The sequence below is a fragment of the Enterobacter cloacae complex sp. ECNIH7 genome (genome assembly GCF_002208095.1).
Taxonomy (GTDB): Bacteria; Pseudomonadota; Gammaproteobacteria; order Enterobacterales; family Enterobacteriaceae; genus Enterobacter; species Enterobacter cloacae_M.
Map to the genome: position 1 here is coordinate 1,826,880 of NZ_CP017990.1, position 11,151 is coordinate 1,838,030.

General features: G+C 56.1%; 9 protein-coding genes. 5 read left to right on the plus strand and 4 right to left on the minus strand.

Annotated features, from left to right (window positions below):
* Positions 1-7: 7 nt before the first annotated feature.
* From ssuD to ssuE, 3 genes are read right to left on the minus strand one after another with little or no spacing between them, the layout of a single operon-like run.
* Positions 8-1,153, minus strand: a complete 1,146-nt coding sequence (ssuD, locus tag WM95_RS08970) for an FMNH2-dependent alkanesulfonate monooxygenase (RefSeq protein WP_039261601.1) — start codon at positions 1,151-1,153, stop codon at positions 8-10.
* Complete coding sequence (locus tag WM95_RS08975; protein WP_063408018.1) at positions 1,150-2,112, minus strand: sulfonate ABC transporter substrate-binding protein; 963 nt, start codon at positions 2,110-2,112, stop codon at positions 1,150-1,152. Before WM95_RS08975 ends, ssuD begins: the two co-directional genes overlap by 4 nt.
* Entirely contained in the window at positions 2,105-2,680 is a 576-nt protein-coding gene (ssuE, locus tag WM95_RS08980) for an NADPH-dependent FMN reductase (protein ID WP_008499940.1), read from the minus strand. The genes WM95_RS08975 and ssuE overlap by 8 nt, the downstream gene beginning before the upstream one ends.
* A gap of 248 nt (positions 2,681-2,928) precedes the next feature.
* Here ssuE and pyrD point away from each other — a divergent pair, with 248 nt between their 5' ends.
* Together pyrD and zapC are read left to right on the plus strand one after the other, a co-directional pair.
* Positions 2,929-3,939: a quinone-dependent dihydroorotate dehydrogenase gene (pyrD, locus tag WM95_RS08990; protein WP_088544748.1), complete on the plus strand. Its 1,011-nt coding sequence runs from the start codon at positions 2,929-2,931 to the stop codon at positions 3,937-3,939.
* A gap of 165 nt (positions 3,940-4,104) precedes the next feature.
* Positions 4,105-4,647, plus strand: coding sequence for a cell division protein ZapC (gene zapC, locus WM95_RS08995; protein WP_023311020.1), 543 nt, complete (start codon positions 4,105-4,107; stop codon positions 4,645-4,647).
* On the opposite strand, the gene WM95_RS09000 is transcribed toward zapC, so the two are convergent.
* The gene (locus WM95_RS09000) at positions 4,644-5,753 is read right to left on the minus strand and encodes a YcbX family protein (protein WP_063408017.1); all 1,110 of its coding nucleotides are present in this window, start codon (positions 5,751-5,753) and stop codon (positions 4,644-4,646) included. The genes zapC and WM95_RS09000 overlap by 4 nt on opposite strands.
* A gap of 98 nt (positions 5,754-5,851) precedes the next feature.
* Here WM95_RS09000 and rlmKL point away from each other — a divergent pair, with 98 nt between their 5' ends.
* From rlmKL to pqiA, 3 genes are read left to right on the plus strand one after another with little or no spacing between them, the layout of a single operon-like run.
* Entirely contained in the window at positions 5,852-7,960 is a 2,109-nt protein-coding gene (rlmKL, locus tag WM95_RS09005; RefSeq protein WP_045619460.1) for a bifunctional 23S rRNA (guanine(2069)-N(7))-methyltransferase RlmK/23S rRNA (guanine(2445)-N(2))-methyltransferase RlmL, read from the plus strand.
* Positions 7,961-7,972: 12 nt separating this feature from the next.
* Positions 7,973-9,880: an ABC transporter ATP-binding protein gene (locus tag WM95_RS09010; protein ID WP_063408016.1), complete on the plus strand. Its 1,908-nt coding sequence runs from the start codon at positions 7,973-7,975 to the stop codon at positions 9,878-9,880.
* A 13-nt stretch (positions 9,881-9,893) separates the two neighbouring features.
* Positions 9,894-11,147, plus strand: coding sequence for a membrane integrity-associated transporter subunit PqiA (gene pqiA / locus WM95_RS09015; protein ID WP_063408015.1), 1,254 nt, complete (start codon positions 9,894-9,896; stop codon positions 11,145-11,147).
* Positions 11,148-11,151: the final 4 nt, after the last annotated feature.

Here is an 11,151-nt window from a genome sequence, read left to right on the forward strand (position 1 = left end):
TCACTCCTTAGCTCTGTGCGGCTTTGCGTGGAATAAACTCGTTCGCCACGGCTTCGCCCTGAAGCTGAAGCCGCTGCGGCTGCGGAATCTCCGGGATGGCGACATCCAGATGCGGGAATAACAGCTCGCCCACCTTGTACGCCTCTTCCAGATGCGGATAACCGGAGAGAATAAAGCTGTCGATACCCAGGTCTGCGTATTCATTAATGCGGGCGGCTACGGTCGGACCGTCGCCGACCAGCGCCGTGCCCGCACCGCCGCGCACCAGGCCGACGCCCGCCCACAGGTTCGGGCTGATCTCCAGATTCTCGCGCTTGCCGTTGTGCAGGGACGCCATTCGGTGCTGTCCGACGGAGTCGGTTTTGGCAAACGCGGCCTGCGCCCTGGCGATGGTCTCATCGTCCAGATGGGAAATCAGACGGTCGGCGGCCTGCCAGGCTTCTTCATTGGTTTCGCGCACGATTACGTGCAGGCGAATACCGAAGCGCACCTTGCGGCCATGGGCGGCCGCCTTCGCGCGTACCTGGGCAATTTTTTCTTTCACCAGCTCAGGCGGTTCGCCCCAGGTAAGATAGAGATCGACCTGCTCTGCCGCCAGATCCTGGGCCACATCCGACGATCCGCCAAAATAGAGCGGCGGGCGCGGCTGCTGAACCGGTGGGAAGTAGAGTTTCGCGTCGCGAACGTGAATATGCTTGCCTTCAAAGGTGACGGTTTCCCCTTCCAGCAGACGTCGCCAGACGCGGGTGAACTCGGCGGAGGCTTCATAGCGCTCGGTATGGTCGAGGAACACCCCATCGCCCGCCAGCTCCTGCGGGTCGCTGCCCGTCACCAGGTTAAACAGGGCGCGACCGTTGGATAGCCTGTCCAGCGTTGCCGCCTGACGCGCCGCCACGGTAGGGGAGACTACGCTCGGGCGTAAGGCAACCAGGAACTTCAGACGCTGGGTGACCGGGATCATCGATGCGGCCACCAGCCAGGCATCTTCACATGAACGTCCGGTCGGGATCAGCACCCCGGTGAAACCGATTCGGTCCGCCGCCTGCGCAATCTGCTGCAGGTAGCCGTGGTCAACCGGGCGCGAGCCCTCTTCTGTACCAAGATAGTGTCCATCACCGTGGGTGGGTAAAAACCAGAAAAGATTCAGACTCATGATTTAGCTCCTTCTTTGCCTGCGGGCTGCCAGATGCGTTCGCGGATAGTGACCTGTTTTGGCACCAGGTGGTTTTGATAGAAAAGGTCAGCCGTTTGTTGCTGAAGCGCGGCGACGTGCGCGTCCACGGGCGTAATGGTGGTCGGCGGACGGTGGTTGAGATAGCTCGCGATCACCGGCTCAGGTAAGCCCATGGTTTTCGCCAGCAGGGCAATGCTCTCCTGACGCTGGGTCTGGGTCAGCGCATCGGCCTGGGTAAAGGTATCCAGTACGCCCTGAATAAATGCGCCGTTCTTTTCCGCATAAGGACGCGAGGCCAGATAGAACGAGCCGGTCTGCTTCAGCGTGGTACCGTCTTTCAGCACGCGAACGCCGCCCTGCAGCAATGCGGCGGAGTAGTACGGATCCCAGATGGCCCAGGCATCAACGTTCTTCTGCTGGAACGCGGCGCGGGCGTCAGCGGGAGTCAGGTAGACGGGCTGAATGTCGGTGAACTTGAGTCCGGCCTCTTGCAGAGCTCGCAGCAAAAGGTTGTGTGAGCTGGAACCTTTCTGGAAAGCAACTTTATGTCCTCTAAGGTCGGCGACGCTTTTAATGTCGCTGTTTTCAGGCACCAGAATCACTTCGGCCTTCGGTTTGGGCGGCTCAACGCCAACATAGACGAGGTCCGCTCCCGCCGCCTGGGCAAATATCGGCGGAATATCGCCCGTGCTGCCGAGATCGATACTGCCGACGTTCAGGGCCTCCAGCATCTGCGGGCCAGCAGGGAACTCCACCCAGGAGAATTTGGTGTTCGGGAAGCGTTTTTCCAGCAGCTGGTGGCTTTTTGCCAGCACCATGCTGACGCTGCCTTTCTGATAGCCAATGCGCAAACTTTCCGGAGCCGTTTCTGCGGCATGGGCCAGCGAGGTAAGCGCCATCAGACCTGCCAGGCCGATGCGGGTTAACGTTTTAAACATGTGCGACTCCTTGAGGCTGACCAAACGCCGGGGCCTGGATATCCCTGCGGTGCAGAGCGTGCCAGAAGGTTTCCAGTGCGTTATCGAGGCGGGTTTGCAGGTTGGGCGTAAAATGAGGTTTATGTTGATAATCGATAACCTGGGAGTCATCTGCGAAAACGCCGTGGAGGATCTCCTGCGCTTTCAGCGCGTTCAGCACCGGCTTCAGGGCATAATCCACGGCCAATAAATGGGCAACCGTACCGCCCGTTGCCAGCGGCAGCACGACTTTGCCGTCCAGGGCGCGCTCCGGAAGCAGATCGAGCAGGGTTTTCAGCGCCCCGGAAAAGGAGGCTTTATAAATAGGCGTTGCCACAATTAAGCCGTCAGCGCCGTTAAGCTGCTCGATCAGCGTTTTAAGCGCAGGGCTGTCGAAACGGGCATAGAGCAGATCTTCAGGTTCGAAGTTATGCAGGTTCCAGTGGCACACTTCCACATCCAGGGCATTGAGTTTTTCGCGGGCATATTCCAGCAGGGCGCTGGAGCGCGAAGGGAATCGTGGACTTCCGGCCAGGGTAATGACGCGCATACTTCCTCCTTATAACCAATTGTTTGCTTTTATCTAACATTCATAACAATTTTCAGGAGTGTGACACCGCGCGGTTATTCCACTAAATGATTTATCTGCAATTAAAATGCGAAAAAGTGCATAAGAAATAGACGGGAAGGTAAACGATTGCGTTTTGCGCTGATTTTTTGCCGCAGGTCAATTCCCTTTCGCGCGTGGATCGCCCATAATCCCCTCCCGGTTTGCACACCGGGAATCCAGGAGAGTTCATGTACTACCCCTTCGTTCGTAAAGCCCTTTTCCAGCTCGACCCTGAGCGCGCTCATGAATTTACATTCCAGCAATTACGTCGTATTACCGGAACGCCGCTGGCCGCTCTGGTGCGTCAGAATGTGCCGGAAAAACCTGTGCAGTGCATGGGTCTGACCTTTAAAAATCCGCTGGGTCTGGCGGCCGGTCTGGACAAAAATGGCGAGTGCATTGATGCCCTGGGCGCGATGGGCTTTGGCTCCATTGAAATCGGCACCGTCACGCCGCGCCCGCAGCCGGGAAATGACAAGCCGCGCCTGTTCCGCCTGGTTGAAGCCGAAGGGCTGATCAACCGCATGGGCTTTAATAACCTCGGTGTTGATCACCTGGTTGAGAACGTAAAAAAAGCCCATTTTGACGGGATATTAGGCATCAATATCGGCAAAAATAAAGACACGCCGGTTGAGCAGGGTAAATATGACTATCTGATTTGTATGGAAAAAGTCTACGCCTATGCCGGTTATATCGCGGTGAATATTTCTTCACCCAATACTCCGGGTCTGCGTTCCTTACAATATGGCGAAGCGCTGGACGATCTTCTGAGTGCCATTAAAAATAAACAAAATGAACTCCAGACGATCCACCATAAATATGTTCCGGTCGCGGTTAAGATCGCCCCGGATCTTTCTCCTGAAGAATTGATCCAGGTTGCCGACAGTTTGGTTCGCCATAATATTGATGGTGTTATTGCGACCAATACCACTCTCGATCGTTCCCTCGTGCAGGGAATGAAAAACTGTGACGAAGCGGGTGGGTTAAGTGGACGTCCGGTGCAATTAAAAAGCACCGAAATTATTCGCGCCCTGTCTGCGGAATTAAAAGGACGTCTGCCGATTATTGGCGTCGGCGGCATTGACTCAGTGATTGCTGCGCGCGAGAAGATGGCGGCAGGTGCGTCACTGGTGCAAATCTATTCCGGCTTTATTTTTAAAGGACCGCCGCTGATTAAAGAAATCGTTACTCATATCTAATCTTTTCTCTTAATCAGACAACCAGGGCTTTATTTCCAGCCCTGGTTGTTTTATATTCCGTCACTGTTGCTTATTTAGTCATTATAGTCTTTTATTAATGGTGTTATAAACGAGGCGGCAAACAGGACATTTTTAGTACAGGACGTTTGGGGACGGGAGAGACACATGCGAATTAAACCTGACGATAACTGGCGCTGGTATTTTTGCGACGAGCATGACCGAATGATGCTCGATTTAGCCAATGGCATGTTGTTTCGTTCTCGTTTTGCCCGCCGAATGTTAACCCCGGATGCATTTTCCCCGTCGGGCTTTTGCGTTGACGATGCGGCGCTTTATTTCTCCTTTGAAGAAAAATGCCGGGATCTGGTGCTCTCTAAAGAGCAGCGTGCCGAGTTAGTATTAAATGCGCTGGTGGCTATCCGCTTCCTGAAACCGCAAATGCCAAAAAGCTGGCATTTTCTTGCGCATGGTATGAGCTGGACCCCGGCAACGGGTGACGCGGCCAGCGTCAATCTAAGCGATACCGCAGAAGAGGTGAGCCTGCTGGTGGTTGAGCCAGGCGAAAATGCTGCGCTCTGCCTGCTGGCACAGCCCGGCGTAACCATTGCCGGGCGGACGATGCAGCTTGGCGATGCCATTAAAGTGATGAACGACAGGCTGAAGCCGCAGCTGCGGGTAGATTCCTTCAGCCTTGAACAGGCGGTTTAAGCTTCCAGCTGTACGGACGTTTTCGGTATGCAGCTACAGCACAGAATTGTGCCGTCATTTCCAATTGCCGATTTTTTCAGCGCACTGACCTCTCCATCCACCAGCCTGATGCGGCAGCATCCGCAAATGCCTGCGCGACAGGAATAGGGTACGCGAATACCTGCCTGCTCCAGTTGCTCCAGTAATACCTGCTGGTTGTTGCCACGGATGACGTTGCCCTGCCAGTGAATATCTACCGCAGAGGCGACATTCGTCGCAACGTCGACCATTTCTTCTTCCTGACCTGAGCCGTATGCTTTTGCAGGCCCTCGGGCAAGAATTTCTACCTCATCACCGACGCGGATTGCGCCGCTGGAGCGCGGGATCAGGTTCTGGCCGAAATCCACATCGCCGTTGTCCTGCGCAGTGCGGAACGACTGCAGCGTCTTCAGCGGTTCGCCGGAAGGATGCTTCTGGCCTTTCTCAGGGCTCACCGTGGTGAAAATGCAGCGACTGCAGGGTTTTACGACATCAAAGATGACGCTACCGATGCGGATCACTTTCCAGGTGTCTTCTTCCCAGGCGTCGGCGCCCGTAACCACCAGGTTCGGACGGAACTGTTCCATCTGAACGCTGGCCTTGCAGCGGCCTTGTAAATCACGCAGCGAGGCTTCGTTAGTCAGCAGGAACGGGAAACCATCGGCGAAGGAGAGGGGAACTGCGTCATGGCGCTTCACGCGACGCGTCAGTTCAGGACCTACCCAGCGCAGCTGCACGTCACGAGAGAAGAAACCGCTCAGCCAGCGGTTAATCTCATCCGGGGCGATGCGCGCGGTAAAATGATTGCCCCACACTTCCGTTGGCGCATCGACAGGCGCAAAATCAGCAAAGCGAATTACCGCGCTGGAACCGTCCGGCGCGGTAAGGTGTAAACCGTCATGAAGCGGGGAAGGGGTAAAGCGAACCATCTGCGGGAACTGGCGTGCGGTAATGAACGTGCCGTCAGGCTCGGTGACCATAAAAATACGATCGAAGGCGAATCCGCTCATGTCGGCCAGCGCGTGAGAGACGCCGATGCCGCGCATGGATTTCACCGGATGAATAAAAAGCCTGGATAACGTCGCCACTGCACACTCCCACAAATGAAAATAAGCCTTCAACTTTATGACATACACGCCATATTAGCTATAATGCGCGACAATTTTCTAAGAGTAAAAGTGACGATATGAATTCTCTGTTTGCCAGTACGGCCCGTGGGCTGGAAGAGCTGTTAAAAACTGAACTGGAAAGCCTGGGCGCGCAAGAGTGCCAGGTGGTTCAGGGTGGTGTCCATTTTGAGGGCGACACGCGGCTTATTTACCAGAGCCTGATGTGGAGCCGTCTGGCGTCGCGCATCATGCTGCCGATGAAGGAGTGCAAGGTCTATAGCGACCTGGACCTCTATACCGGCGTACAGATGATCGACTGGACAGAGATCTTCACGCCCAATGCCACCTTTGCGGTGCATTTCAACGGCGTGAACGACGAGATCCGCAACAGCCAGTACGGTGCCCTGCGCGTAAAAGACGCCATTGTGGACTGCTTCACGCGTAAAAATAAGGAACGTCCAAACGTCGATCGCGAAAATCCGGATCTGCGTATTAACGTCTGGCTCAACGGTGACACGGCGAGTATTTCTCTCGATCTGAGCGGCGCAGGCCTGCACCTGCGCGGCTACCGCGATCGTACCGGTATGGCGCCAATTAAAGAAACGCTGGCCGCCGCCATTGTAATGCGCTCCGGCTGGCAGCCGGGCACGCCGCTGCTCGATCCGATGTGTGGTTCCGGTACGTTGCTGATTGAAGCGGCCATGCTGGCAACCGACCGCGCGCCGGGCCTGCATCGCGGTCACTGGGGCTTTAAAGGCTGGGCGCAGCACGACGAAGCGCTCTGGAAAGAGGTCAAAGACGACGCGCAGACCCGCGCGCGTAAAGGTCTGGCGGAGTACACCTCCCACTTCTACGGTTCGGACAGCGACCCGCGCGTAATCGAACGCGCGCGCAGCAACGCCCGTCGCGCCGGTATCGGCGAGCTGCTCACCTTTGAGGTGAAAGACGTGGCGAACCTGACCAACCCGCTGCCAAAAGGTCCGTACGGTACCGTGATCAGCAACCCGCCATACGGCGAGCGTCTGGACAGCGAACCGGCGCTGATTGCCCTGCACAGCCTGCTGGGGCGCAATATGAAGGACTACTTCGGCGGCTGGAACCTGTCGCTGTTTAGCGCCTCGCCGGAGCTGCTGAGCTGCCTGCAGCTGCGTGCCGATCGCCAGTTTAAAGCGAAAAACGGCCCGCTGGACTGCGTGCAGAAAAACTACCATCTGGCGGAGAAGGCGGCGGACAGTAAGCCATCCGGCGTGGCGGAAGATTACGCCAACCGCCTGCGCAAGAACCTGAAGAAATTTGAGAAGTGGGCGAAGCAGGAGGGCATTGAATGCTACCGCCTGTACGACGCCGATCTGCCGGAGTACAACGTGGCGGTTGACCGCTACGCGGACTGGGTGGTGATTCAGGAATATGCTCCACCGAAAACCATTGATGCGCAAAAAGCGCGTCAGCGCATGCTGGATGTGATTGCGGCCACCATCGCCGTGCTCGGCATTGCGCCAAACAAGCTGGTGCTGAAAACCCGCGAGCGTCAGAAAGGAAAAAATCAGTATCAGAAGATGGGCGAGAAGGGCGACTTCATCGAAGTGGGCGAATACAACGCTCGCCTGTGGGTGAACCTGACCGACTATCTGGATACCGGACTGTTCCTCGACCACCGTATCGCCCGTCGCATGCTGGGTCAGATGAGCAAGGGCAAAGATTTCCTCAACCTGTTCTCCTATACCGGCAGCGCGAGCGTGCATGCGGGTCTGGGCGGCGCGCGGAGCACCACCACGGTGGATATGTCCCGTACCTATCTGGAGTGGGCGGAGCGCAACCTGCGTCTTAACGGGCTGACCGGACGTCAGCACCGACTGATGCAGGCCGACGTGCTGGGCTGGCTGCGTGATACCGACGAGCAGTTCGACCTGATCTTTATCGATCCGCCGACCTTCTCCAACTCCAAGCGCATGGAGGATAGCTTTGACGTTCAACGCGATCACCTGCGCCTGATGACCGACCTGAAGCGCCTGCTGCGTAAGGGCGGCACTATTATGTTCTCGAACAACAAACGCGGCTTCCGTATGGATCATGACGGCTTAGCAGCCCTGGGACTGAAAGCACAAGAAATCAGCCAAAAAACGCTGTCTCAGGACTTTGCCCGTAACCGTCAAATTCATAACTGCTGGTTGATTACCGCGGTCTGAAAGGAAAAATAAATGTCTTTAATTAGTATGCACGGCGCGTGGCTCTCTTTCAGCGACTCGCCGCTTCTCGATAATGCAGAGCTGCATATCGAAGATAACGAGCGCGTCTGCCTGGTGGGCCGTAACGGCGCGGGTAAATCCACGCTGATGAAAATCCTCAACCGCGAACAGGGGCTGGATGACGGGCGCATCGTTTACGAGCAGGATCTGATCGTCTCCCGCCTCCAGCAGGACCCGCCGCGTCACGTGACCGGCAGCGTTTACGATTTCGTGGCGGAAGGGATCTCTGAGCAGGCCGAATACCTGAAGCGTTATCACGAGATTTCGCATCTGGTGATGACCGATCCAAGCGACAAGAACCTCAACGAACTGGCGAAAGTGCAGGAGATGCTCGATCATCACGGTCTGTGGCAGCTTGAAAACCGCATTAACGAGGTTCTGGCCCAGCTTGGTCTGGAAGCGGACATGGAGCTGTCGGCGCTCTCCGGCGGCTGGCTGCGTAAAGCGGCCCTGGGCCGCGCGCTGGTCAGCGGGCCGAAGGTGCTGCTGCTGGACGAACCGACGAACCACCTGGATATCGAAGCGATTGACTGGCTGGAGGGCTTCCTGAAAACCTTCAGCGGCACCATCATCTTTATCTCGCACGACCGTTCGTTTATTCGCAACATGGCAACGCGTATTGTCGATCTCGACCGCGGCAAGCTGGTCACCTATCCTGGCGATTACGACACCTATCTGCTTGAGAAAGAAGAAAACCTGCGCGTGGAAGAGCTGCAGAATGCGGAGTTCGACCGCAAGCTGGCGCAGGAAGAAGTGTGGATCCGCCAGGGCATCAAGGCCCGCCGTACCCGTAACGAAGGCCGCGTGCGCGCTCTGAAGGCAATGCGCCGTGAGCGCAGCGAACGCCGTGAAGTGATGGGCAGCGCCAAAATGCAGGTGGAAGAAGCATCCCGTTCCGGCAAGATTGTCTTCGAAATGGAAAATGTCAACTATCAGGTTGATGGCAAAGTGCTGGTGAAAGATTTCTCCGCCCAGGTTCAGCGCGGTGACAAAATTGCGCTTATCGGCCCGAACGGCTGCGGTAAAACCACGCTGCTGAAGCTGATGCTGGGCCAGCTGCAGGCCGACAGCGGCCGCATTCACTGTGGGACTAAGCTGGAAGTGGCCTACTTCGACCAGCACCGCGCGGAGCTGGATCCGGACCGCACGGTGATGGATAACCTCGCCGAAGGCAAGCAAGAGGTAATGGTAAACGGCAAGCCGCGCCACGTGCTGGGCTATCTGCAGGACTTCCTGTTCCATCCGAAACGTGCGATGACCCCAGTCCGTGCGTTATCTGGCGGAGAGCGTAATCGTCTGCTGCTGGCACGTCTGTTCCTGAAACCAAGTAACCTGTTGATTCTCGATGAACCAACGAACGACCTTGATGTCGAAACGCTGGAATTACTCGAAGAACTGATTGACGGTTATCAGGGGACCGTAATGCTGGTCAGCCACGATCGTCAGTTCGTGGATAACACCGTAACCGAGTGCTGGATCTTCGAAGGTGAAGGGCGAATTGGACAATACGTAGGCGGTTATCACGATGCAAAAGGGCAGCAATCGCAGTCTCTGGCGCAGAAACAGGCTAAATCCAGAAATGTACCGGAACCTGCTGTAACAAAAGCAGAAACTGTTAAAAAATCTCCTGCTAAAATGAGTTATAACCTGCAGCGCGAACTCGAGGGGCTGCCTCAGCGTCTTGAAGAGCTGGAAGCCGCTCTGGAAACGTTGCAGATGCAGGTCGCTGATGCGTCATTCTTTACGCAGCCGCACGACTATACTCAGAAAGTACTGGCTGAACTGTCCGCGGCTGAAAAAGCCCTGGAAGAAGCATTTGAGCGCTGGGAGTACCTTGAGTCTCTGAAAAACGGCGCATAAACAGGGATAACATATGTGTGACCAGCACCATGCCGACAGGCATATTTTATGCTCGCAATGCGATATGCTCGTGGCGTTGCCAGAGCTTGGTCACGGACATAAAGCCCTGTGTCCACGTTGCGGCGCAACGTTGACAACCGAGTGGGACGCGCCGCGGCAGCGTCCCACTGCTTACGCTCTGGCAGCATTGTTCATGCTGCTGCTCTCTAATCTCTTCCCCTTCATCTATATGAAGGTGGGAGGGATAACAAGCCAGGTGGATCTGCTTGAAATCCCAGGCGTGATGTTCTCGGAAGATTACGCCAGCCTCGGCACCTTTTTTCTCCTGTTTGTCCAGATAGTCCCGGCTTTTTGCCTGGTCGTTATCCTTTTGCTGGTCAACCGCGTCAGGATGCCCTCATCACTGAAAATCCGGCTCGCGCGTATCCTTTTTCAGCTCAAAAGCTGGGGTATGGCCGAAATCTTTCTGGCGGGCATTCTGGTCAGTTTCGTGAAGCTCATGGCGTATGGTGATGTGGGGATCGGCAGCAGCTTTATTCCGTGGTGCCTGTACTGTGTCCTGCAGCTGCGCGCCTTCCAGTGCGTGGACAGGCGCTGGGCGTGGGATGATATCGCCCCGGCACCGACGCTTGCGCAGACGGTAAAAGTCGGCGTGCCCGGCATTCGCCAGGGGTTGCGTTCCTGCCCATGCTGCACCGCCGTGCTGCCCGCCGATGTCGACGTTTGTCCGCGCTGCGAAACAAAAGGTCACGTACGCCGTAAAAATAGCCTGCAGTGGACGATGGCGCTGCTGGTCACCTCCGTCATGCTGTATCTGCCTGCCAATATTCTACCGATCATGATCACCGATTTGCTCGGCGACAAAATGCCCTCGACGATCCTGGCCGGGGTGATCCTGCTGTGGGGAGAAGGTTCCTATCCTGTCGCCGGCGTGATCTTTATCGCCAGTATTATGGTGCCAACCTTAAAAATGATCGCCATCGCCTGGCTCTGCTGGGATGCGAAGGGGCATGGAAAACGCGACAGCGAACGCATGCACCTGATTTATGAAGTGGTCGAGTTTGTCGGACGCTGGTCAATGATTGACGTGTTTGTCATCGCCGTTCTCTCTGCACTGGTGCGGATGGGCGGTTTGATGAGTATTTATCCCGCGATGGGGGCTTTAATGTTTGCACTGGTCGTGATTATGACCATGTTTGCGGCCATGACCTTCGACCCTCGTTTATCGTGGGATCGTGAGCCTGAATCAAGCCATGAGGAAGAGTAAGAGC

Excerpts from the sequence above, each read along its gene's own strand:
- ssuD (WP_039261601.1), bottom strand. The coding sequence starts at position 1,153 with ATGAGTCTGAATCTTTTCTGGTTTTTACCCACCCACGGTGATGGACAC.
- WM95_RS08975 (WP_063408018.1), bottom strand. The coding sequence starts at position 2,112 with ATGTTTAAAACGTTAACCCGCATCGGCCTGGCAGGTCTGATGGCGCTT.
- ssuE (WP_008499940.1), bottom strand. The coding sequence starts at position 2,680 with ATGCGCGTCATTACCCTGGCCGGAAGTCCACGATTCCCTTCGCGCTCC.
- pyrD (WP_088544748.1), top strand. The coding sequence starts at position 2,929 with ATGTACTACCCCTTCGTTCGTAAAGCCCTTTTCCAGCTCGACCCTGAG.
- zapC (WP_023311020.1), top strand. The coding sequence starts at position 4,105 with ATGCGAATTAAACCTGACGATAACTGGCGCTGGTATTTTTGCGACGAG.
- rlmKL (WP_045619460.1), top strand. The coding sequence starts at position 5,852 with ATGAATTCTCTGTTTGCCAGTACGGCCCGTGGGCTGGAAGAGCTGTTA.
- WM95_RS09010 (WP_063408016.1), top strand. The coding sequence starts at position 7,973 with ATGTCTTTAATTAGTATGCACGGCGCGTGGCTCTCTTTCAGCGACTCG.
- pqiA (WP_063408015.1), top strand. The coding sequence starts at position 9,894 with ATGTGTGACCAGCACCATGCCGACAGGCATATTTTATGCTCGCAATGC.